15 protein-coding genes and 1 tRNA gene are annotated in these 23,882 nt (G+C 63.3%); 4 read left to right on the top strand and 12 right to left on the bottom strand.

Features of this window, described 5'->3' with window-relative positions; genetic code table 11:
* The first annotated feature begins 212 nt into the window (after positions 1-212).
* A complete protein-coding gene (locus tag QM659_RS00335; RefSeq protein ID WP_415186953.1) occupies positions 213-3,119 on the top strand; it encodes an FAD-binding and (Fe-S)-binding domain-containing protein in 2,907 nt (968 codons plus the stop codon).
* A 105-nt stretch (positions 3,120-3,224) separates the two neighbouring features.
* Here the strand turns inward: QM659_RS00335 and QM659_RS00330 are convergent, their stop codons facing one another.
* Entirely contained in the window at positions 3,225-4,472 is a 1,248-nt protein-coding gene (locus tag QM659_RS00330) for a lytic murein transglycosylase (RefSeq protein WP_415186952.1), read from the bottom strand.
* Positions 4,473-4,750: 278 nt separating this feature from the next.
* Between QM659_RS00330 and QM659_RS00325 the strand changes: the two genes are divergently transcribed.
* The gene (locus tag QM659_RS00325; protein WP_415186951.1) at positions 4,751-6,136 is read left to right on the top strand and encodes a S41 family peptidase; all 1,386 of its coding nucleotides are present in this window, start codon (positions 4,751-4,753) and stop codon (positions 6,134-6,136) included.
* A gap of 715 nt (positions 6,137-6,851) precedes the next feature.
* Here QM659_RS00325 and QM659_RS00320 read toward each other — a convergent pair.
* The 8 genes from QM659_RS00320 to QM659_RS00285 form a co-directional block, all read right to left on the bottom strand.
* Positions 6,852-7,322, bottom strand: coding sequence for a cytochrome c-type biogenesis protein (locus QM659_RS00320; RefSeq protein WP_415186950.1), 471 nt, complete (start codon positions 7,320-7,322; stop codon positions 6,852-6,854).
* A 3-nt stretch (positions 7,323-7,325) separates the two neighbouring features.
* Positions 7,326-9,326 carry a heme lyase CcmF/NrfE family subunit gene (locus QM659_RS00315; RefSeq protein WP_415186949.1) on the bottom strand — a complete coding sequence of 667 codons (2,001 nt, stop codon included), beginning with the start codon at positions 9,324-9,326 and terminating at the stop codon, positions 7,326-7,328.
* 213 nt (positions 9,327-9,539) lie between these two features.
* Positions 9,540-10,004, bottom strand: a complete 465-nt coding sequence (ccmE, locus tag QM659_RS00310; RefSeq protein ID WP_127077649.1) for a cytochrome c maturation protein CcmE — start codon at positions 10,002-10,004, stop codon at positions 9,540-9,542.
* Positions 10,001-11,116 carry a c-type cytochrome biogenesis protein CcmI gene (gene ccmI / locus QM659_RS00305; RefSeq protein WP_415186948.1) on the bottom strand — a complete coding sequence of 372 codons (1,116 nt, stop codon included), beginning with the start codon at positions 11,114-11,116 and terminating at the stop codon, positions 10,001-10,003. Before ccmI ends, ccmE begins: the two co-directional genes overlap by 4 nt.
* A gap of 281 nt (positions 11,117-11,397) precedes the next feature.
* The gene (locus QM659_RS00300; protein ID WP_303484929.1) at positions 11,398-11,679 is read right to left on the bottom strand and encodes a high potential iron sulfur protein; all 282 of its coding nucleotides are present in this window, start codon (positions 11,677-11,679) and stop codon (positions 11,398-11,400) included.
* Positions 11,680-12,190: 511 nt separating this feature from the next.
* A complete protein-coding gene (locus tag QM659_RS00295) occupies positions 12,191-14,746 on the bottom strand; it encodes an MtrB/PioB family decaheme-associated outer membrane protein (protein WP_415186947.1) in 2,556 nt (851 codons plus the stop codon).
* A 107-nt stretch (positions 14,747-14,853) separates the two neighbouring features.
* A complete protein-coding gene (locus QM659_RS00290) occupies positions 14,854-16,167 on the bottom strand; it encodes a DmsE family decaheme c-type cytochrome (RefSeq protein ID WP_415186946.1) in 1,314 nt (437 codons plus the stop codon).
* 913 nt (positions 16,168-17,080) lie between these two features.
* Entirely contained in the window at positions 17,081-17,473 is a 393-nt protein-coding gene (locus tag QM659_RS00285) for a NifB/NifX family molybdenum-iron cluster-binding protein (protein ID WP_127077654.1), read from the bottom strand.
* A gap of 261 nt (positions 17,474-17,734) precedes the next feature.
* On the opposite strand from QM659_RS00285, the gene QM659_RS00280 reads away from it, so the two are divergent.
* Positions 17,735-17,808, top strand: a tRNA-Gln gene (locus tag QM659_RS00280).
* A gap of 487 nt (positions 17,809-18,295) precedes the next feature.
* On the opposite strand, the gene QM659_RS00275 is transcribed toward QM659_RS00280, so the two are convergent.
* On the bottom strand, positions 18,296-19,615 hold the full coding sequence (locus QM659_RS00275; protein ID WP_415186945.1) for an Hsp70 family protein: 1,320 nt from the start codon (positions 19,613-19,615) through the stop codon (positions 18,296-18,298).
* Positions 19,616-20,028: 413 nt separating this feature from the next.
* On the opposite strand from QM659_RS00275, the gene QM659_RS00270 reads away from it, so the two are divergent.
* Positions 20,029-20,421 (top strand): DUF4112 domain-containing protein, encoded by a 393-nt coding sequence (locus QM659_RS00270; protein WP_415186944.1) that lies wholly within the window; start codon positions 20,029-20,031, stop codon positions 20,419-20,421.
* A 48-nt stretch (positions 20,422-20,469) separates the two neighbouring features.
* On the opposite strand, the gene QM659_RS00265 is transcribed toward QM659_RS00270, so the two are convergent.
* Positions 20,470-21,156 carry a response regulator transcription factor gene (locus tag QM659_RS00265; protein WP_415186943.1) on the bottom strand — a complete coding sequence of 229 codons (687 nt, stop codon included), beginning with the start codon at positions 21,154-21,156 and terminating at the stop codon, positions 20,470-20,472.
* Positions 21,153-23,873: a DUF4118 domain-containing protein gene (locus QM659_RS00260; RefSeq protein WP_415186942.1), complete on the bottom strand. Its 2,721-nt coding sequence runs from the start codon at positions 23,871-23,873 to the stop codon at positions 21,153-21,155. The genes QM659_RS00265 and QM659_RS00260 overlap by 4 nt, the downstream gene beginning before the upstream one ends.
* Positions 23,874-23,882: the final 9 nt, after the last annotated feature.

Below are 23,882 nucleotides of genomic sequence, written 5' to 3'. Positions count from 1 at the left end.
TTTGCCGCCGCTTTTTGCTGCAGGGACGCCATCGGGCAACAGTCGCAGATGCAAACTCGGCTCATGGGACACGCAAAACCCGGACACAACTTAAAGCTGCGTTGAGGCTAACCGCGGGTGGTTAACAGACCGTTGCGCTCGCTGAGACTCTCGGTCATTGTCTGCGGCTGGCGGCGGGCCGACGCGACCACCGCGCTTCTTTTCAAGGACCGATGGCATTGCGCAAGGCGTCGCCCGCTTTCTGGGAAAGGCTCGCCCATGAGATCGAGGGCGACGCTTCAAGCGACCTTTTCACGCGAGGCCGCTACGCCACCGATGCATCGATGTATCAGAGCTTCCCGGCGGGAGTGGCTTGCCCGAAGACCGAGAGCGACGTGGCCATCGTCCTCGAAATGGCGCGTGAGGAAGGGCTTTCCGTCATTGCGAGGGGCGGCGGCACGTCGACGCCGGGGCAGGCGCTCGGCGAGGGTGTCGTCCTCGATCTTACGAAATACATGCGCGGCATCGGCGCGATCGACGCGGAGAACGCGCGGTGCGTGGTGGAACCCGGATGCACGCCGGCGGCGCTCGCGGCGGCGCTCGAACCGCACGGCCTTTTCTTCCCCGTGGAGATCGCCTCCGCGCAATCGGCGACGATCGGCGGCATGCTCGGCAACAATTCGAGTGGCCTGCGGGCGCTGCGCTACGGCTCGATGCGCGACCGTATCCTCTCGGCCATGGCGCTCATGGCCGACGGGCAGCGCGTGCATTTCCGCGCCATCGGCGAGGATGAAACGGCAAGATTCCCCGGCCGCGACCGGCTGCTCGACCTCCTGCAATTCGGCGAAGCGCACGAAAAGGATATCGCGCGCGAGTTTCCGCTGCGCGCGCCGGGAACGCCGGAGCCGCCCGCCTACGATCTGCGCGCGCTGTTGCCCTATTCCGAAGACCAGAACCTGGCGCGTCTTCTTGCTGGCTCCGAAGGCACGCTTGCCGTCGCCACAAGCATCGAGCTGAAGCTTGCGCGGCTTCCCCGAACGCGCGCGCTCGGGGTCTGCCGCTTCGCCGATCTCGGCGGCGCGCTGCGCGTCATCCCGAAGATCGCGCTCCTGAACCCGACCACCATCGAACTCCTCGACCGCACGCTGATCGACATCGTCGCGTCGCGGCGCGACCCGCACGCCGCCCGCCTTCTGCAGGGCGATCCCGAGGCGCTGCTGATCGTGGAGTTCGACGAGGAAAACCCGGTCGACAACACGCGGCTCCTCAAGGGCCTCTCCGACACCGTGGCCGAGGCCGACAAGGGCCGCTTCCCGCTTGTGGAAATCATTGGCGAGAATAACCGTGCCGCGCTCTGGCGGCTCCGGCACAACGCTGTGACGCGGGCGTGGCGCATGAAGTCGGCGGCACAGCCCCTGTCTTTCATGGAGGACGGCGCGGTGCCGCTCCACCGCCTCGCCGTTTACGGAGCGGAGCTTGAGGCGCTGCTCGGCAGGCACGGCGTCCGCTCGGCGCTCTATGGCAGCGCGGGGCGCGGCTGCCTGATCGTGCGGCCCGTGCTGAACCTGCGCCATGCGAACGACCGGGAGCGCATGCGCGCGCTGTCCGACGAGATGGCGGCGCTGATCGTCCGCCATGGCGGCGTTTTGAGCGGCGGCCATGGCATTGGCATCGCCCGAAGCGAGGCGCTGGAGCGCGCGCTTGCTCCGGGTGCGCTGCGGCTGTTCGCGGATCTGAAGGCGCAACTCGATCCGGGCTTCGTTCTGAACCCCGGCAAGATCATACGCCCGCCGGATTTCGACGATGCGGCGCTGCTCCGCGCCCCGCGCGAGGGGAAGCCTGCCGATGTGGCGGTCGCCCTTTCATGGGACGCCGAAGCGACGCCCGCGCGCGCGCTGGAGCATGCGCGCCGCTGCGCCGGGCACGCGCTCTGCCGGACGGCTGAACAGCGTTTCGCCTGCCCGTCCTATGCGGTGACGCATGACGAGCGCGAGTCCCCGCGCGGCCGAGCGCAGACGGTGCGGCTCGCCCTTTCGGGCCAGCTCGGAGAGGAGGCGCTCGGCTCGCCCGCGATGCTCGAAACCATGGCGCTTTGCGTGTCGTGCAAGGCGTGCAACTCCGCTTGCCCATTCGGCATCGACATCCCGAAGATGAAGATCGAGGCGCTCGCCGCCGCGCGCGCGGCGGGCCGCTTTTCGCGCGCGCAGGAGCTTTACGCGAACCTCGCGGAGTACACCGATCGAGCGGCCCGCTGGCGATGGTTTCTCGCCCTCCGCGATCTGCTGCCGGGGCTGGCCCGCTTCACCGAGAGGAAGCTCGGGCTAGCCGCCGACCGCCCATGGCCGCGCTGGGCCGGGCGGCGGTTCCGCGCAGCCCCCGACGCCGAGCCGGGGCCGCGCGGGCTTGTGGCGCTGTTCGCGGACACGTTCAACCGCTCCTTCGAGACGGCGAACCTCCGCGCGGCGCAGAGCGTGCTTGAAGCGGCGGGCTACGGCGTCGTTGCCTTCACCGACGGTGAAGACGGCGCGCTGTGCTGCGGGCGCTGCGCCTACGATGCCGGCGACATCGAAAAGGCGCGGGCGCAGGCGATGCGCCTCTCCCGCGCGGCGGCGGCCTATGCCGAGCGCGGCGTGCCTGTCATCGGCCTCGAACCGAACTGCGTGCTGATGATGCGCGACGAATATGCGGCGCTCGGCGTTGCGGTCGCGGACCCGCCGCCCGTGCTGCTCTTCGAGGAATTCATCGCGCGGCGCATCGAAGACGGCTTCCCGCTCCCGCTGAAGGCCATCGAGGCGACCGTGGTGCTGCATTCGCACTGCCACGAACGCGCCCACGGCGTCGACGCACATGCCGAAGCGGTGCTGCGCCTCATTCCCGACCTTGCCATAACGCCAGCGCCGCCGTCCTGCTGCGGGCTGAACGGCCTCATGGGCATGACGCCCGACACGCTGGACGCATCGCTCGCCATTGCCGAGCAGGCGCTGTTTCCCGCGATCCGCAAGGCGGGCCGTGACGCGCTCGTTTCCGCCACGGGCTATTCCTGCCGCAAACAGATACAGGATGGGCTGGGCCGCCCCGCGCGCCATCCCGCCATGCTGCTCGACCTTGCGCTGAAAGGCGACGCGGAAATCGTAGGGTAATGTGCGGCGCTACCGCGTCGTGCGGTAACTCGGACGCGACCGACGCTGCCAATGTCGATTGCCGAGCTTGCCTGCGCCGACTCGGACCCGCGTTGACGCAGCGATCTAGACGCCGCCTGCCCGCAACCGCGCCAGCACCTTCAGCCCGGCATAGCCGTCCGCTGGCTGCATGCCGACCTTCCGCTGAAAACTCTGAATGGCTTTCATGGTATCCTTGCCGACGCGGCCATCGGTGCCGTCCGTGTCGAAGCCTGCTGCCGTCAGCCGCTTCTGCAGTTCCTGAACCTCCGCCAGCGTGGGCGCGCGCTCCCCGCCCGGGAACTGCTGCACGAACGGCCCTTCGCCCTTCAGCCGGTCGCCGAGGTGGGCAATCGCCAGTGCGTAGGTGTTCGCCGGATTGTACGACTTGATCGCATCGAAATTCCGCGTGAGGAGAAACGCCGGGCCGCGCGCCACCGGCTGCCAGAGCCGCGCTTGTTCCGTGGGCCTTGGGAAGGGCTTGCCGTTCGCCCGCGTCACGCCCCTGTCCTGCCACGCCGCGATGGATTTCCAGCCGCCCGCGCCGCCCGATCCTTCCGGGACACGCACCTCGTAACCCCAGCCCTCGCCGCGCCGGTATTTCCCGCGTTTGGCGATATATTGGGCAGTGCCCGCAAGCGCGTCATCAGGCGAGCCGAAGGGCGAGATCTTGCCGTCGCCGTTGAAATCCACACCCATGTTGAGCCAGACCTCGGGCATCCATTGCGTATGCCCCATCGCGCCTGCCCACGAGCCGATCATCTCTTCCGGCTTCGCCCAGCCGCGATCCACGATGACGAGCGCGTTCAGAAGCTCCTGCTCCCAGTAGCTGCGGCGGCGCGGTTCGCCCCAGGCGAGCGCGGCGAGCGCCGGGAATACAGGGCGCATATGCTTCGGGTTCGTGACGACATCGCCGAACGCGCTTTCCATGCCCCAGAGGCCGAGCATCACGTAGCGGTCGACGCCATAGGTACGCTCGATCTTCTCCAGCAGCGGCGCATATTCCCGCGCGCGTTCCATGCCGATGCCGATTCGCCAGTCGGACACGCGGCGATTAAGGTACTGCCAGACTTCTTCCTTGAATTCGGGCTGCGCCTTGTCGAGCGCGTAGACGGAGGTGTCGGGCTTGAGCGATCCCATGACACGCGCATAGGTCGCACCCGAGATGCCGCGCGACCGTGCGCGAGCGCCGAACGCCTCTACCCATTGCGAGAACGGCATGCGCGCGGATTGTGCAAAAGCCGAGGGGGCAACGGCGCCGATTCCACAAGCGCCGGAAACCAGAGTGGCGAGCGCGCCCTGAAGCACCGCTCTGCGTGAGAAATTCGTGGTCATCGCGTCGAGGTTGCCGAAAACAACAGCGAAATTGTGGTCGTGCCTTTAATATCAAGGACATCATGGAATTTTGGTGAATGAAGTTCGGCGCTCCGGCCCTCCGAGCGCAGACGGGGCCACACCCGAAGGTGGCAGGAATTAACCATCCCCAACCTTGGCCTAAAAATTGCCTTCGATGGAGAGCAGTGGTCTTTTCGTCGAAGCAAGGATTCGTTTACCTTTTTTCCGTTCAGGTGACCGGCCCTTCAGCTTGCAGCAATTTGGAAGGTTGATAAGTAATGCGGAAAAAGGAACTCGCGCTGGGTGCGTTCCTCGTCGCGCTGGTCGTCACCGGCGGATTTCTCTCCATGCCGCTCGTTCAGCGCCAACCCGCTCAGGCGACGAGCCCCGAAATCTACAAGAAACTCGAACTGTTCGGAGACGTGCTGGAGCGCGTGCGCGCGGAATATGTCGAGAAGCCCGACGACGCGAAACTCATCGAAAACGCGATCAAGGGCCTCGTGAACGGGCTCGATCCGCATTCGGCCTACCTCACGCCCAAGGAATATCAGGACGAGCAGGCCGACACGCGCGGCGAGTTCGGCGGCCTCGGCATCGACGTGATGATGGAAGAAGGCGCCATCAAGGTCATCGCGCCGCTCGACAACATGCCCGCCGACCGTGCGGGCGTGCTCGCGGGCGATGCAATCACGGCGCTCGACGGCCAATCGGTGAAGGGGCTCAGCATGGATGCGGCCGTGGACCGGATGCGCGGACCGGTCGGCTCGCCGGTGACGCTCACGATCCAGCGAAAGGGCGCCACCGCCCCGATCACCGTGAAAGTCGTCCGCGATATCATCAAGGTCAACCCCGTGGCGTATAGCGTCGAGGGCGACGCGGGCTGGATCAAGGTGAAATCGTTCGAGAATGAGCATACGACCGAGTATGTCCAGAAGGCGGTCGAAGACATCAAGAAGACGCTCGACGGCAAGGTCTCGGGCTATGTGCTCGACCTGCGCAACAATCCCGGCGGTCTCCTCGATCAGGCCATCGACCTGACCGACGCGTTCCTCGACAAGGGCACCATTGTCGTAACGCGCGGTCGCGGCTCCGACGACATCGAGCGCACGACCGCGAAGCAGGGGGATATTTCCGATGGCAAGCCGGTGATCGTGCTTCTCAACGGCGGTTCGGCATCGGCTTCGGAAGTCGTGGCGGGCGCGCTTCAGGACCACAATCGCGCGACGCTGCTCGGCACGCGCTCATTCGGCAAGGGATCGGTGCAAACGCTCATCCCGCTTGCCAACAAGGGCGCGATCCGCGTCACCACCGCACGCTATTTCACGCCGTCGGGCCGCTCGATACAGGCGACCGGCATCGAGCCGGACTATGTTGTGGAGCCCGAACTTCCGCCGGAGCTGAAGCTGCAACTCGCCAGCGTGCCCTTCGAGTCCGAGGCTCAGCTGCGCGGCCATCTCAAGAACGCCGCAGCGACGGAGGAAGGGGGTGGCAGCATCTCCTACGTGCCGAAAGAGAAGGAAAAGGACAACCAGCTTCAGGCCGCGCTGGCCCTCCTCCACGGTCAGTTGCCGCAAACGGGAAAGAAGGCGACAGAGTCGCTGGATCAGGCGCGGGCCACGACTCCGGCGTCGAGCCCGCTGTCGAACGGCCCGTCGGGCGGCTGACCGTCGCCGCGCGTAAAGCCCGCGCACGCGCGGGCCATCGGCTGCTGCCATACGGCGGGGCGAACAAGAAGCCGTCACGCTCGCGCACGCGCGGGCCATCGGCGAAATGCGGTGGCTCCCCGGCCGAGCGACGCGGGCGAGCCGGTGAACCGGTTTGCGCTTCGAAACCGTCTTGCAAAGCGCCGGAAGCGCGGGCGCCTCACGGTGTCGCGGCGGAACCCGGAAACGGCGCAACGCGTACGATCGATCGAGCTTCTTCGCGTGCGATCCATCCGATTCGACGCAGGGCTGATCCAGATCCCACATCGCCCATCAGGAACGCGCTTTTCGACCTCTTGGCCTGCGAGCGCGGAATTCGGCAGGTACAACGGATCAGCCTGCGTTAGGTCGCATCGATTTGACGGCAGAGAAGCTGATCGACACCCGAACATTCGGCGCCCTGCCGCTTCCGGATGGGCACGACGCTGTGTTCGCGGGCCTGGAAATCACGGGCGAAAATCGCGGAAACAAGCGGCGCGTCGAGCGCAGATTCGCGGACCTTTGGTCAGCGTCGCGGGTGCCTGCCCCGAGCGCCCGATTCGGGCCGACCGCAGATTACGCCAGAGGCACCGCCTTTGATAGGTATCAAAGGCGCGCTCGATCCTTTGTTTATCGCGTCTTGACGGAATACCCCGTCACACTTTTGCGGTGCACTCTCCGTGGCCAGACTCGGCCTTCAGGAACGCTTTTCACCGAGAAGGGCCTGCAATTCGGCCTGTTCTTCGGGCGTGAGCGGCTTCGCACCCGCCGCTTCGAGGGGTTTGCGGCGGACGAGACGCGCGGCAAGCAACAAGCCTCCCCCGATAAGCAGCACAGGCGCTGCCCATAACAACAGGGTGTTGAATGTGAAAGGCGGCTTCAGAAGCACGAAGTTGCCGTACCGCGCCACCACGTAGTCAAGCACTTCCGCGTTCGTTCGCCCTTTTTCGAGCTGCTGGCGGACGATGATTCGCAGATCCTTGGCGAGCGGCGCGTCGGAATCGTCGATGGACTGGTTCTGGCAGACGAGGCAGCGAAGCCCGGCGGAAATGTCGCGCGCGCGCTGTTCGAGGGCCGGGTCTTTCAGTTGCTCCTGCGGATCGACGGCGAGCGCGGGCGTGACCGCGGCGGCGAACGTCAGGGCGAGCAGTGCAAGGAAGGAACGCATGGCTTACTCCGCTGGCAGGGCCGGGCCGATCTTGGGCGATTGCGAAAGCGGCGGCTTCCCCGCTCGCTGGCCAACGCCGATGCGCAGGCGCCGGTCGAGCAGAGACAGGAACCCGCCGATGAACATGAGAACCGCGCCGCCCCAGATCCACCGCACGAACGGGTGATAATAGGCACGGATCGAATAGGCACCGCCCGGCGCCTCGTTCCCGAGCACCACGTAGACATCCGCGAACGGACGCACCGCGATGCCCGCCGCCGTGGTGGATTGCGGGGGCGCATCGTATTTTTTCTTCGCCGAGGTGATGGTGCCTATCACACGATCGCCGCTCTTCAGCTCGAAGTCGCCAGCCTGCGCCGTGTAGTTCGGCCCCGGCTCGTCATAGACCTTCTTGAAGGTGATGCTGTAGCTGCCGACATCGATGCTGTCGCCGGGCTTCATGACCGCGAGATGCTCGGCATTCCATGCGGTCGTGCCCGCGATGCCGATGACGCTGACAGCGAGGCCGACATGTCCGAGCGTCGCGCCCCATTGGCTGCGCCGCATGTTGGCGATGCGCCGCGCCGTCTCGCCGAAGGAAACCTGGGCAAATCGCGCGCGCCAGAGCACTTCCCACACCGCGCCCGCGAACACCCATGCGCCCAGCGTCAGCGCGAGACCGGTCTTGAAGCCGGCTCCCGCCATGACGGACGCGATGCCGACGAGAACAGCAGCGACCGCAGCCGGAATGAGGCGGCGCGCCGCTTCATCGAGATCGCCACGCTTCCACGCGGTGAAGATGCCGAACGGAAGGAGTAGGAGCAGAGGCAGGAAGATCCAGACGACCGTCGAATTGAAGAATGGAGCGCCGACCGAAATCTTGTCGCCGGTGGCAGCTTCCAGCGCGAGCGGATAGAGGGTGCCGACAAAGACGACGCCGCAGGAGACCGTGAGGAACAGATTGTTCAGCACGAGGCTCGATTCGCGCGACACCACCGAAAAGGCCGTGCTGGCGGCAAGCGAATTCGAGCGCCAGGAGAAAAGAAGCAGGCCGCCCGCCGTGAACAGACTCACGATGACGAGGATGAAGACGCCGCGCGACGGGTCCGACGCGAAGGAGTGCACCGAAGTCAGCACGCCCGAACGCACGAGGAAGGTGCCGAGCAGGCTGAAGCTGAAGGTAAGGATCGAAAGCAGGATCGTCCACGCTTTCAGACTGTCGCGCTTTTCCATCACGATGGCGGAATGCAACAGCGCCGTGCCGGTCAGCCACGGCATGAGCGAGGCATTCTCCACCGGATCCCAGAACCACCAGCCGCCCCAGCCGAGCGTGTAATAGGCCCACCAGGAACCGATGGCGATGCCGATGGTGAGGAAAATCCACGCGGCGAGCGTCCACGGCCGCACCCAGCGCGCCCATGCGCTGTCGACGCGCCCGAGAAGCAGCGCCGCAATGGCGAACGAAAAGGCCATCGAGAAGCCGACATAACCCGCATAGAGCAGCGGCGGATGGATCGCGAGCGCCGGATCCTGCAGGATCGGGTTAAGCCCCTGCCCTTCGAACAGCGCATTCGGGATGCGGACGAAGGGGTTCGATGTCACGACGATAAACAGCGTGAATGTGAAGAGGATCAGCCCCTGAATGGAGAGCACCGCCGACCGCAGATCGAGCGGCAGGTTCTGGCCGAACAGCCAAACCGCCGCGCCGAACAGTGCGAGGATCAGCACCCACAGGAGCATCGAGCCTTCGTGGTTCCCCCACACGCCGGAAATCTTGTAGAGAAGCGGCTTCGCGGAATGGGAGTTTTCCCAGACGTTCGCCACCGAGAAATCGGAATTGATATGCGCCCAGAGCAGCGCCGCGAAGGAGCCCGCGATCAGCAGGAAAGCGATCGGAGCGGCGGCGTCGCCCATGGCCATGAGGCGCGTATCGCGCGTGCGCAAACCGGCGAGCGGCGCGGCAAACTGCACAACGGCGACGAAGAGAGCGAGGATGAGGGCGAAGTGGCCCAGTTCAACGATCACGGTCTTCTTTCTCCCATGCGCCTCCGGCGTTTTCGGTCGCCGTTTCGCGTGATTGTCTGTCGTTGCCGAGGTCCGCACGCCTTTGCCAGGATCCGGTTGCGTTCCTCGGTTCGCAAGGTTCATCGAAAGGTTTTAGCCTTCCGATTTGAAAGCTTCTCGTTCGCGAGCCGAAATCGCTTCGCTGACAATGCTCCCGGTTCCAAGCGCGCCCGGTCAGGTGCCGGGCGTCGGCGCGGGTTGCTTCCCGCTCTTCTCCTGCCAATGGCCGTTCTTTTTCAGCGCGTCCGCAACCTCCGGCGGCATGTAATTCTCGTCGTGCTTTGCGAGCACGGTATCGGCAACGAACACGCCGTTCACAAGGCGTCCCTCCGCGACCACGCCCTGCCCCTCGCGGAACAGGTCGGGCAGGATGCCCTTGTAGCTCACGGGCAGGGAAGCCGCGTTGTCGGTGACGGAGAAAACATTCACCGCGTCGGCTTCGCGCTTGTAGCTGCCCGCTGCAACGAGGCCGCCGAGTCGGAAACGCGTGGCAGGATCGGGCGCGGCCTTGGCCACCTCGGCCGGGCTCATGAAGAAAGTGACCTGCGTCTGGAGCGCACTCAGCACAAGCGTCGAGGCCACACCGATCAGCGCAAGGCCCATTACGATCAAAACCGCGCGGCGTTTCTTTCTCGTCATGTCCTCGGTTGCCCTCCCTGCCCGTTGGCGCCAAGCCCGGCTTCCTTTACGGCGGCTTCGATCTCTCGAAGAGCCTTCGCATCGGATGCGAAAGCTTGCCGCGCGGTTTCGGCGGCGTCTTTAGCCTTGTCGTTTTCCTTCAGAACCGCGTAGGAGCGGATCAGCCTTATCCAGCCTTCGAGGTCTGACTTGTTCTCCTTGAGGCGCGCGGCAAGCCCGTCCACCATGCCGCGGATCATCTTGCCCTGCTCTTCGGGGCTTGCCTGGGCGACATCGTTCGATTGATCCGGCGCGGAAAGAGCTGCAAGGCGCTGGTTCACAAGCTGCCTGAGCCCGGGATGCAGTTCACCGGCGAGCATCGCCTTGTAAATTTTCTCGGCCTCGCCTCTGCGGCCATCCTGCTCGGCGATAAGGCCGGTCCAGAGGCGGACGCGAAGCGACGTAGGGCTGAGCTTGGCCGCCGATTCGAAAGCGAGCCGCGCGCGATCGTTGATGCTGCCATCATTGGCGAAGGTCAGCGCCTCTCCAAGGCCGAGAAGCTTCTCCTCGTCCATGCCGCCATATTCGATGGCGCGAGAATAGGCATCGGCTGCCTTGTCGAACAAACCGTTACGGAAATAGACCGGCGCGATGCGCATCCAACCGGCTACGTCTTTCGGGTTCGCACGCAGTTCGCGTTCGGCCTTCGCGATATAGACGTCGACGGTCTGCCTCTCGGGCGGCACGTTCAGACGGGCTTCAAGCGGCATATCCCGCAAGCCGGGCTGTCCATAGACGACATAGGTCGCGATGGTGCCGAGCGCGAGCAGCGCGGCCGTGGCGGCAGCGGCCACCGCGCTGTTTCCGCCGAACCCCACGCCCACGCCTTGCGATGAAGCGTTGCCCTGCCGGCTGGCGCGCAGCAGGCGCCGCGAAAGTTCAAGCCTCGTCTGGCGGGTTTCCTCCTGCCCGACGGTGCCGCGTTCGGCCTCGCGGTCGAGTTCGGCGAGCTGCGCCTTGTAGACTTCCACCTCTGACGCGCCCGCATGGGCATTGGCGGGCGCGCGCCTGAGCGAACGCGTCACCGCCAGAATTACGCCGGCCGTCAATAAAGCAAAGATTATCCAGATCATCGCGCGCGACAGTACTCCGACAGCTTCGGGTGTCAAGGCTGTGAAAGACCAGTTAATGGGGACGAGATCAAGCTGTTCAAGCCGCCTCGCTCATTGGCGGAAGCCGGTCGCGGCGATTTTCGCCGGGAGGCTCCAAAGGCCGTCACACGGCGAAAGACGAACCAAGCCAAGCAGGCACGGCCTCCGCGCCCCGACGCCGAAAGGACGCGCCGCCGGAGCGACGCGCCTTCGGGCGCGGCAATCGGTCCCGTCGAGCCATCGGAAAACCGCGTCGACCCGCGCTAGCCCTTCTTCGAGAAGATCTTGCAGTAGCCGTTCGGGCTGATGGTGCCTTCGACGACGCGGCAGCTTGACGGAGCCTGGAAGTGCTGACAAAGGGCGCAGTGCTTGCCGCTGTTCGGAGAGCCCTGATAACCGACGGCCGCCTGCGCCGCCTTCTTCGCCACCTGCGCCTCCGCGCTGCCGGCCACGAGGCCGGCTGCACCGAGCGCGCCGAGCGCATAAGCACCGAATTTCAAAACCTCGCGGCGCGTGTTTCCGGCCTTGTTGCTGGTATCTTCCATGGGAGCGTTCCTCTTTCCTTTTGTTGGTTTTTGTTGCGCCGTTTTCCGGTTCTTCGCTATTGGCAGCCGCCGCGGAAATTCCCTTGGCTGCGATAATCGTTCCATGCCTCCGCGTCGCATCGCGCCTGAAGCGGCGAAATAATACCCCGCTAAAAGACTAGGCTTTACCCGTCAGCACTTGCAGCAGGTGTATTTTTCGATCATAACTTCAGTAGAACTGGCGCCAATCCGACAATTCTACCGAGATAGACTTTATAGTGTGCTTAAGCTCGGCGTCAAGCCGAACGAGAATAATTCCAAGGTAGTAATTGTCGAATTTTTCGCGGAAAGATCGAAATCGAGTAAAATACGGCCAACGGGCGATGCCACTGAAATGCCGGGCATCGCCTCGCGCCCCAGTCGCCGCAAATCCGTTCCCGTGCGCCGGGCCGCTGTGGGGACGTCATGACCCGGCGCACGAAAGATGAAGTCAGGTTACGCCCCGCCGTATATTTTGGGCGGGGCGCGGCATTTACCATTTGAAGTTCAGCGACGTGGCGACGACGTGAACATCGTAGTTCGGATTGTAAGCGGCCATGGAGATATCGCGCCCCTGAGCCGAAGGATCAACCAGGTACATGTATGGCGTCACAAGATCGTTCTGCCAGTTGTCTACGCGAGAGTGATCCCAGCTGTACTTCAGTTTCCAGTATACATCGCCATCGAAGCCCGTTTTCGTAACAAGTTCCGAGTCGAACTTGTACTTCAGTACCGCATCGACACGCTGAAGGTTCGTGTTAACGGTTGGATAGGGAATGCAACCGGCGAGGTAAGCAGCCGAGCCCGGTGTTGCGCAAGCGCTGTTGCCCGAGAGGTCGGTGGCCGTCCAGTTCTCCTTGCCAAAGGCGATCGAATAGCTCGCGCTGAAGTCAAACTGATCATTCAGGGCGATGTTCGCGCCGACGATGAAGGTGTCCACGTCCTCCTTCATGTTGCTGGCCCAGCGGGTATTCACAGCCGCGATGGCGCCTGTTGCGGTATTCTGCAGCGTGTTGCTGCCGACGAGATCCCTGTCGGAATTCTCATGAACGTAGGCAAACACGATGCTGGTGCCCGGCTTGAACGAGTAAGCCGCCTCAATACCTCCGTTCCAGCTGTAATCCTTCAACAATCCCATCTCGTAAGTCGTCGAGGTGGTTGTCGTGTTGTTGAAGGTCACGCTGCGGGAATATGCCTTGTTCGGGTCCGTCAGATAGTCGTCATTCCGAATTCCGAAGCTTGGCGTCAACGAGAGATTCGACAGGTACGGGATATTGTCGAACGAGAACAGCACATTGCCCTTGTTTCTGTCGCGGTTCGCGAGGTCGAACTTGCGCTCGCCCCAGTTGTTCGATGTGCCACCTGTGCCGTCCGGGTAGATCGTCGCATACCAAGCCTGTGGATCGTAACGATCGTAGCGCCTTTCCGAGTACTGGTAGCTTGCCCGCAACTGGCCGATGTCGTTCCAGCGTGCATCTGCGTAGACCTTGCCGATTAACTCGTCGGTGCGAAGCGCTTCGCGGTTGTCGCGCTCGATCCTCTCCCAGCCCGCTGAGCCGCCGACCGAGGCGTTCTTGAGAACATGGTAAGTCAAATCCCCGGACGCGTTCTGCTTGGTATAGGAATAGCCGAAGTTTCTTCTATCCACGCTCAGGGCCGTATCTTCCGAGACCCATCTCCAGAAGGTCTCGGGAGTCTGGTTATCGTTGTCGTAGTATCGATAACGAAGCGTAGACTTGAGATCGTCGGTTATGCGCGTGTTGAGCACATTGTTGACGAGCAGCGCATTGACCTCGCCATTGAGGCTGGTGGCGGTGTTGTACGTGCGCCCGGTCGTGGCGTCATAGAAGGGCGAGTTGTACGTGTTTAACGTCGTGCTCCCGGTCGCGATCGTCATCGGCATGAACGGCTCGTCCTGCCGCATCGTCGTGTACTGGACGGTGTTCATGAAACGCGAACTGAACGGCAGGTCGATACCGGAGGTGATATTGCCGGAATACGCCTGATTGCTTGGCATGAGGCTGACGCGTGCGCATGGCGAAGCGTTCAACGCCGCATTGTACGTACTGGCGCAGTCTGCCTTGGTTCCACCGGTCGGCAGCGTATAGAACGGATTCTGCACCGTGTAATAGCTGTATTCGTTATCGTACGTGGATATGCCGCCCGTGATCTTGACGTTGTAATGGCCGTAAGCCCAGTCGCCGGAGCGCTCGCCGGACGCCTTCGCATTCTGGGTGGTGTCATCGACCGGCCGCGGTACCTGCACCATCTGTGTACCGGCGACGCCGCCCCAGTTTACGCCGGCGACCTGCGTGCCTTCCCGCTTTTCATGGAAATATTGGACACGCGCTTCCCAGTTGGGAGTTGGCGTCCAGCGCTGATCCGCTTCAAAGCGATCGCGGTCGATGCCGATCTTGATCGTCTTCAGATTTGCCGCCAACGTGCTGTTGATCAGATTTTTGGCCGCGATGCCGTTGGCACTGAGCGGATTGATAAAGTCGGCCTGCGCGTACTTCGTCGCCAATTCGCTGAGATTGACATTCGTCGTCAGATAGTTGGTGCCGACGCCGTTCCAGATGCTCTGCGCGGTCGTGCTGTAGACATGCGGGATCTGGTCCCACGTCACGGTGCCGGTCAGCACACCGGTGATTCCCCAGTCGAAGATGTAGCGCTGGTTGTTGTTGCCCACATCGGTCGCGCGAAGCTCGGCCACGTACGCGCCGTCCTTGGTCTGGGCGCCGGCGGTCAGCCTCTCGAGATAGGCGCCTTCAGGAACGTTGCCATATTCTTCGTACTTAGCGATGCTTCCCTTGTCCGGGCGCTGAACGCTCGGTGTGACCCAGGCCCTGCCGATGTCGCGCGGCTTCTCGATGAAGTACCGCCCGCCGAACTCGATGTCGCCCCAGGTGTCGAGTTCGATCTTCTCTTCGGCTGCGGGCGCGGCGGGAGCCGGGGCCGGCTTGTCGCCCGCTCGCGCCGACTGCACGGCGAACGATGCCACCGCAATCGAAAGAATACTCGTCAGCACTACCCTGCCATGAAACTCCATGATCCCCTCCCGCGCCGCCCAAGGCGCCTCTCCTGATCCGTCTCCGCCCATTCCTGACCGGTCCGCCCGAGACCGGTCAGGTTATTGTTCTTGCTTGGTTTATATTGCTACCGGTGCCATCTCGATCCCGACGGCGCGTTCGAGCCGTGGATATTGCTGTGGCAGTTCTGGCAGGCCAGACTGACTGTCCGGCGCATGTTGTTCGCCACCGAGGGATCGGCCAGACCTGCAGTCGCATGCGGGACCGTATGGCACCGCTGGCAAAGCCGCTGGCGAGCCACCACGAGCAGGCTGTTGTGCATGGAGCCGTGCGGCTCGTGGCAGTTCATGCAGTTCTCGCGAACCGGCGCATGCTCGAAGAGGAACGGACCGCGCTTGTCGGCGTGGCACTGGTAGCAGGTGTCGTTGATGGTCGCTTCCTTCAGCATCGCCGTTTCCGAAGCGCTGCCGTGCGGGTTATGACAGCTGGAGCAGCTGATCTTGCCCTCGATCATCGGCATGTGGGCACTGCGGAGGCTCTGCGCGCGGCGATCCTTGTGGCACTGGAAGCAGGTGTCCTGGACCGTGCCCTTCGCGAGCTGGAAGCGCGGGGAAGTCTTGCGCATGACGGTGTGGCAGTCCGTGCAGGCGACATCGCGCGTCTCGTGCGTGCTCCCCTTCCAGTAGGTGCGGTCGTTCTTCTCGTGACACTGCAGGCAGACGGCGTTCGTGTCGGCGACGGACGTGCGCGGATCGGACTTGCGGAACGAGCGGATGCCGCCGCCGAGACGACCGCCACCCCCGTTCACGTGCGCCGATGCGGGGCCGTGGCAGGTTTCGCAGTCCATCTTGCCTTTGGGCGTGTCCTTGCCGGCCTCGAAATTGCGGCCCATGACCGTGAACTTGAATTCGTCGAACAGATAGGCGTGGCAGACCTTGCACGGCTCCGAGCCGACGTAATACCGGCCTTCCGGATCGTCTGGCGCGGCACGGACGACCTTCGCCTTCGCATCGGCGGCGGGAGCGGCCTCGGCGGCCTGCGCCTTGCCTGCGGGAGCCTTGGCCGCGTCCGGCTTGGCTGTGTCGGGTTTGGCGGGCGGGACGGATTCCGCGACCATGATCAGATGTTCGGTTTCGGCGTCGACGCCGCCGCCGGAGCTGCCCGAGCTACCGACCAGACCGGCTTCGGGCGTGAAGAGCGCATGATTGAGCAGCGCTTTCGCTGGGCTCGCCTTCGACAAGGAAAGACCCGAGTGCGGATTTGTGCCAATGCCCCCGTGCGCGCTTTTTTTCGCTCCGTGCGCGCTCTTGGCGCCATGCGCATCGGCCGGCGTCATGCCCGACACGTCGGGATGCCCTGCCGGAAGCGGCTTTTCGCCCGCCTGAGACTGCATCGCATAAACGAAAACGTCGGAACCGATCGCGGCGCTTTGTCCTGCCACCGCCTGCCCGCCCGCGATAGCCACCAGAAGGCCAAGTGCCGGCAGGGTCCAAATCGCTCGCTTTCGAAGGCGCAAACGCCCCCGCTCCGGCTCTCCACACGAAGAGCCGGTCAAATTAGAGAAAAACATGCGCCCCCTCCTTGCCCGTTTTCTGCGCGCTCGGACCCGACTGAGAAGCGGTCCTTTATCGCCCATATATTGCGCGCTATGGTCAGATTATTACGAAGCAGCAATCATATGCGCAAGATCGCATTCCGCCGTTCTTTGGATGTGGAACGATTATAAGAAAATCGGACAAGCCCTGTTGCAGTAACGCAACAAAATTACAAAGGATGACAAGGAACGGGAACAATAATCTCAACCTTTGATTTGCATCATTTATTTGAATGCAATCCTTCGTTGCATAAATGATCTTCCCCTGCGCGTGAGCGGGAAGGAAAAAAGTGGATGCAAAAGCCGGCAATGCCGAATCATTTTGGGCGCGGCGCAACAGTCGGGAAACGAGCGCAAGCGGATGAACCGCCGGGGACACTCGCTCCGACGCAGCGGCGGCGCATGCGGCACCATCAAGCCCATGCCGACGGAAGAGGCGCTCGGCCTTCTCGGCCGGGCCGTGGCGTCAGATAAAACCCGCCGAGTGCTTTATTCAAACCGCTCAGACACTTCGCGCATGCCACCCGGGACGACAGGCAAGGCATCCCTCGCCCCCCGCACCGTCCGCATCCGCTCGGATATATAATTCGCAAGCCGGGTGGAGGTTGATCCGACATGGGCGGGGCGGCAAGCAAACGGCGCAGAAAATCCGAAAACTCTACAGCATCATTCCGTAAATCGAGCGCGGCGCCACGCTGTAGACTCATGCAGACGTTCGACTTGTCTCAGCCAGATCGGCACCGATGAAGCGAGGCTGACCTCAGTGCTTGGAGAACAAATCCCGCAGTTTGCAAAGTGTCGTCGTGATGTCGAAGCGCTGATCCGGCAGCGCCTCGCCTGCAAGGATTCGGTTCAGCGCCGCCGTGGGATCGGTTTCGCCGGTCAGCAATACATCGGCACCGCGCTTTTTCATGCGCCGCACGAAACCGTCGCCCGCGCTGCCTGCCACTACCACCTCGATGCCATCCAATGGATGCGGCGCATCATCCTCGAAATAGTGCAGGATTTGAGCATTGGTGAGCTGGATATGCCGTGGCGTGGGCAAAGGGTCGCCCGCCTTCACCTCGGAAAGATCGTAAAGCAACCAGAATCGCGATTGCCCCGCATGTCCGGCGACACTTTGCCAGTCTTTCGTTGCGATTGCGATTTTCATGCTGCGCCCTCGTTTCGTGAAAAAATCTCCGGGCATTTTATACCGCATTATCGGACGGTCGCCCCCAATTTTGCAAAATCCGGCGCTTTCGGGTCTTCGTAAGCGCCGGAAAAAGGGGCTACGGAAGCGAACGGCCGGGCGGCATCCCGACTGCGCCGCAAAAGGCGTGTTTGTCGACCCGACGCGCAACAAAGACTTGCGAAGCGGCAAAAACTGCTCCATTGTCCGGCCCTGATCAGCGGTCGGCGCGCCGCCCGCTGCTGGGGAATAGTTTAATGGTAGAACAGCGGACTCTGACTCCGTTAGTCTTGGTTCGAATCCAGGTTCCCCAGCCAACCTAAATTAGTCGCAGAAGTTCACACATCAGAGACTTATAGCAGGCCACACAAGGTCCGCGTACCCATGTGTGTCCCTGGCTTCACACCCGTTGATCTTGCAGTCTGAGAGTTCGGCTGCCAACTCCGGTACTATCCAGAGAAGGCCATCAAGGCCGTGAATATTTCCTTGGGAGGGCGCCGCCGCTCCATGCTGCTTGCCATGGCGACCGGCCGGCGACATCACCGGCGCGAAGCTTTCGTCGCAACCGCATCGAACTCAACGCCGGTTCGGACATCGCCTTCAACGCCGCATTGTCGCTCGGCTCGGACACCCTCGCGGCCAACGCAGGCGGCGCCATCGAGGTGGCCGCACCGCTCGACTGGCCGACCGGCTCGGTCGCGTTGAAATCGGGGAAAGATAACGCCATCGACGCGGCCCTCACCGTTCGAGCGGCTCACTCACGTTCGACGCGGGCGGCGATGTCTATGCAACGGCGCGCCGGCGTTACGCCACGCCATTCGCGGCGGCACATTCGTCCACTGTCCAGCGCGCGATGTCCTCTTCCTCGGCGATCAGCGCAAGCCCGTTGGCAATCGAAACGAACTCGTCGCCGGTATCGACCTTCTCGACACCGAAACGCTTCGTAAACAGCCGCCGCACGGCGGGGACGAAGGACGTTCCTCCGGTGAGAAACACCCGGTCGATGGCATCCGCCGCAAGTCCGGCCTTCGCGAGCGCGTCGTCGATGCTGGCGGAGAGATGGGCGAGGTCTCTCGCGATCCAGCGTTCGAAGTCGGCGCGGGCAATTTCAGCATCAAGCTCCACGCCAGACGCCGAAAACGTCAGCCTGGCGCTTGCGTCGCGAGACAGCCGCGTCTTGGCCTCGGACACCGCCTTGTAAAGCGAATAGGCGACGTTGCCCTCGATGAGCGCGATGAAGCGCTCGATTTTCTCCGGCTCGACGCTCGCCGCAGCCAGTCTTTTCAGCTCAGCGACCGCGCCGGACGAGCGCATGAGGCAGAGATCGCTCCAGCGCGCGAAGCTGTGGTAGTAGCTTTGCGGCATGTCGAGCAGTTTTTCGAAGCTCCTGTATTTCGAGCCCTTGCCGAGTACCGGCGCGACGACATGATCGATGATGCGGAAATCGAACGTGTCGCCTGCCACGCCGACGCCGGAGAATGCGAGAGGCCGGGCGTGCATGCCGCTCGGCGTCGGCTCGAACGAGACGATGGAAAAGTCGCTCGTGCCGCCGCCGAAATCGCCGACCAGCACGGTCGAGGCCCGCGTCTGCCTGTGGGCATAGTAGTAGGCGGCTGCGATCGGCTCCATGACATGATGAATCTCCTCGAACCCGAAGCGCTTGAACGCCGCCTCGTAGCGCTGCTGGGCGAGCGCGGCATCCGGCTTGGGTCCGGCGAATTTCACCGGCCTTCCAAGTACGAGCCGGCGCGGCGGGGTCGCGGAATCGCCGGAGCGCCTGTTCACCTGTTCGAAGAACGCGGCCAGAATGTCCTCGAAGAGATAGCGCTTTCCATACACCTGCGTGTTCTGGAAACTCCGGTTGGCGGCGTAGGTCTTGAAGGACTGGAAAAAGCGCGTGTCCGTCGGGTAGGCGATGAAGGCTTCGATAGCCCAAGGCCCCGCTTCGCAATGCGTTTCGGGCAGCCATTCGCCTTCTTCCCGCCAGAAGGCAAGCACGGATCGAAAAGACGAAAACTCAGCATCGGCGTGCGGAAACCTGACGGGCTGCACGTTTCCATCCGCCGTCTTCATGGCAAGCACCGTGTTGGTGGTGCCGAAATCGATACCGATCGAAGAATTCATGATCGCGCTCTCGAACTGGCGCTGGCGCCGCTTCTGGGAGCGCGCGACACTACAGGCTTCTACGTTCGAGGCAACCCCGGGTTTCTACCAGATGCACGGCTGCATCCGCCGTGGTGATCGACGAGTTCCACGATGGGGCGAAGCACTCCCCGTGAGCGCATCTCGATGCCCGGAACAAATCGGGCGCCGAAGATGCCGACAAGCATTCACACCGAGGGCGGGAAATTTCGCGCGCTGCGGCAGCGCCTCGCCTCAAGTTGCCTTTGATGATAGGGTTCAAATTATCGTCGAGGGTTTGGGGTCCCATTTCGATGGATCGTCACCGGCGTCTTGAGGCCGCAAAGCGTGATGGACGCCGTGCCGGTAAGGTCGCGCCCCTGCACAGCGCGAAACACACAGCCGCCATATGAGGCATGACATACCAGATACCTACCGCGAAAGAACCGGTTCCTGCCGAGTACCTCCGCGCTCTCGACCACACTGACCGACTCGCCAGCTTGCTGGACTCACAGTTCCGGCTGCCGCTGACGAGACTCCGCTTTGGGTGGGATCCTGTTATCGGACTGGTGCCCATCGTCGGCGATCTCGCCGCGCTCGCGCTGTCGCTCAGGATCATTTCGTCGGCCCGAAAGCTCGGCGCATCTCCGGCGCTTCTGCGGCGCATGGCGCTGAATGCGGGGATCGACGCGCTGGCAGGGGTCGTTCCGATTGCCGGCACGGTGTTCGATTTTTCCTTCCGGGCAAACCTGCGAAACGTTGGTCTGCTGATGGATGAAATCCGCAGGGAACGCGCGCCCTTGGCATAGTTCGGCTCTTGCGGAAAGACGAACGGCGCCGCGCATTCAAAGCGGCTTCTACTTCAGGCGGTAGCCGACGCCGGTCTCGGTGATGATGTGCTCGGGGCTTTCGGGATGCGCTTCGATCTTCGCGCGAAGCTGGCGCACATAGATGCGCAGATACTGCACGTCGGCGTTTGCGCCCCAAAGCTCGGCCATGATGAATTTGTGCGTCAGGACTTTCCCGGCATGAAGCGCGAGAAGGCGGAGAATATCGTATTCCTTGGGGGAAAGCTTCACGTCGCTGCCGGAAAGCGTCACGCGGCGATGGACGAGGTCGATGCGCAGGTTGCCGCTTTCAAAAACCGGCTCGCCGCCTTCGGCCTGCACGCGATGGCGCAGCGAGGTGCGAAGCCGCGCGATCAGTTCGGCTACGCCGAAAGGCTTGGTGACGTAGTCGTCAGCACCGAGATCCAGCGCTTCGACCTTGGTCGCTTCCTCGCCACGGCTTGAAAGCACCACGATCGGCGTCTTGTCGCCTGAGCTTCGCAGCGTTCCGATGATCGCAAGGCCGTCCATGTCGGGCAGTCCGAGATCGAGGAGGATGATTTCGGGCCGCTCGCGCACGAGTGTCTCCAACGCCGCCTTGCCGTTCGTCGCCTCGATGATGGCAAATCCATTCGCACCAAGACTTGTGCGCAGCAGCCTCCTGATTTGAGGCTCATCCTCCACAACGAGAACGAGAGTGCGGTCTGCAACTGTCATGTGTCGCCCCGCTCGCGAGGTGGTCGGACGGCAGAGGAGCCCGGAAAGGAAATCGCGAGGATCGCCCCCGTCCGGTCGGACCGGTTCGCGGCCGAAATGGCGCCGCCCATCGCTTCCACAAAGCCGCGACAGATCGCGAGACCGAGGCCGGTGCCAGCGCGCTGGCGGTCGCCGTTATCCGCGCGGTGGAATTTCTCGAAGACCGCCGACAGCTTGTCCTCGGGAATACCGGGGCCCTCATCGATCACGCAGATGCGGACCGAGGAACCTTCCTTCCGGGCTCTCAGTGTGATGGTCGATCCGGCGGGCGCATATTTCCCTGCATTGTCGAGAAGGTTGACGAACACCTGCTCCATGAGGACAGGATCGAGGTTCAGCAGCGGCAAATCCGGCTCGATATCGAACTCGACAGAGCCGTGCTTGAGCAGCGCGGCAACGCGGCGAACGGCGGCACCGAGAACTTCGGCTACGTCCACCGGCTCAAGCCTGAGCTGGATTGCGCCCGATTCGAGCCTCATCATGTCGAGCAGATTGGCTACGAACCGCGACATGCGTTGCGCCTCCTCCTCGATGGTAAGGACGAGATCGGATTTTGCCTGCGCGTCGAACAGGTCGCCATATTCCCGAAGAGAGTTCGCCGCCCCGAGGATGGAAGCGAGCGGCGTTCGGAGATCATGCGACAGCGATGTCAGGAGCGCGCCGCGCAGCCGCTCGGCCTCGGCAGCGACGCGGGCGTCGTCCATCTCCTTCGCGAGTTTCACACGTTCGATGGCGACAGCCGTTTGATCCATCAGCGCGTCGAGCAGCCGCCGCTCGTCCGGCGTGAGGATGATGTCGGATCGCAAGCCGGGTCCAAGCCCCACGACGCCGATGATTCCGCGCCCGGTTCTCAGCGGCAGGAACAAGCGCCGCGCGCCCGGCAGAGTGTCCGCCCCCCTGCCCGCCGCAAGGCCGTTATCGATCGACCATTTGGCCGCGCCGACATCCGAGTCCTCGATCGTGTCGCCGGGAGGAAAGGCGGCGGCAGCGCTCAACTGTCCATCCTGATCGGGCAACAGGATCACCACATCCGCTTTCAGCGACGTCGCGATCTGCGAGACGGCCGCCCACAGAAGATCGTCGAGAGTGACATTGCTCGCGAGGTTTTTCGAGAAGGCGTAGAGCGCGCTTGTGATTGCGGCCCTGTTTCGCGCCAGTTCCGCCTGCCGCTTCACGCGTGCGGTCAGATTGCTGACGGCAAGCGCGGTGCAGAGAAAGAAGACGAGCGCGGAGACGTTGATCGGGTCCGCGATCGTGAAGGTGTAGAGCGGCGGAAGGAAAAAGAAATTGTAGGCAAGCATTGCGGCAAAGGCGGCAAACAGCGAAGCCCCCAGCCCGAAATAGTAGGCGATGCCGAGAACGCCCATAAGGAACAGGAGCGGGATCGTTTCGCCGCCCATGAAGGACTGCGCGAGGCGCGCCACGAGGACGACACCGGCGGTGGTGACAATCGCGGCAATATAGCCGAGCGGATTGGTATGACGCGACGTGGCGGCGGTCCGCACCGTCTTGCGCGGGATCGTCTCCTTGTTCAGCGCATCGCCCGCGATGACATGCACGCTGATGTTGGCGGAACGGCGAACAAGCTCGTGAACCACCGATCCATGCAGCAGTTCGAACCAGCGCGAGCGCTCCGACTTGCCGATGACGATCTGCGTGACGTTGTTGGACCGCGCGAAGTCCATTACGTCGTCCGCCACGCGTCCGCGCCCCGGCAGCGTGGCCGCGACGCCCCCGAGCCGCTCCGCCAGTCGGAGCGTATCCGCGATGCGGTCGCGCTCGGCGACGGAGAGTTCCTGGCTGCGCAGCGTCTCGATGTAGAGCGCCGTCCAGGGTGCGCGCAGGCGATCCGCGAGCCGCTTCGTATACCGCACGAGCCCCGCCGAGCGCGGATCTTCGCTGATGCAGACGAGAACGCGGTCACCGGCGGCCCATGGCCCTTCGATGGCGTGCGCCTTCATGTGTGTGAGCAGCTGCTCGTCCACTCTCTGCGCGGTTCGCCTGAGAGCCAGTTCGCGGAGCGCCGTCAGATTGCCCGGCGAAAAATAGTGCTGAAGCGCGCGCTTCGCCTGCTCCGGCACATAGACCTTGCCCTCGCGAAGCCGCTGGATCAGTTCGTCCGGCGCGAGGTCGATCACCTCGATGTCGTCGGCCTTGTCGAGCACGAAATCGGGCACCGTCTCCTGCACGCGGATGCGCGTGATCTGCGCGACGATGTCATTCAGACTGTCCACGTGCTGGATGTTCAGCGTGGTGTAGACGTCGATGCCGGCCGCCAGCAGTTCTTCCACGTCGAGGTAGCGCTTGGGATGGCGGCTGCCGGGCGCGTTCGTGTGCGCAAGCTCGTCGACGAGCGCCACCTGCGGACGCCGCGCCAGAATGGCGTCGAGATCCATTTCCTCGATGACGCGGCCCTTGTAGCTTGCGGCCCTGCGCGGGACGATCTCGTAACCGGCGAGAAGCGCCGCCGTCTCCGGGCGGCCATGCGTTTCGACAACGCCGACCACGACATCCGCCCCCTCGGAGCGCTTCGCGCGCGCCGACAGAAGCATTTCGTAGGTCTTGCCGACGCCGGGAGCCGCGCCGAGGAAGATCTTCAACCGCCCGCGCTTTTCATCGCGGGCCAGTTCCAAGAGGGCGTCCGGCGACGGACGGTTCGTTTCCCTGGCGTCGGCCATCGGCTTTGC

This window comes from Rhodomicrobium sp. (genome assembly GCF_047605405.1).
Classification (GTDB): domain Bacteria; phylum Pseudomonadota; class Alphaproteobacteria; order Rhizobiales; family Rhodomicrobiaceae; genus Rhodomicrobium; species Rhodomicrobium lacus.
Note: the sequence above shows the minus strand (reverse complement) of the source record. Positions and strands in the feature narration are given on the sequence as shown.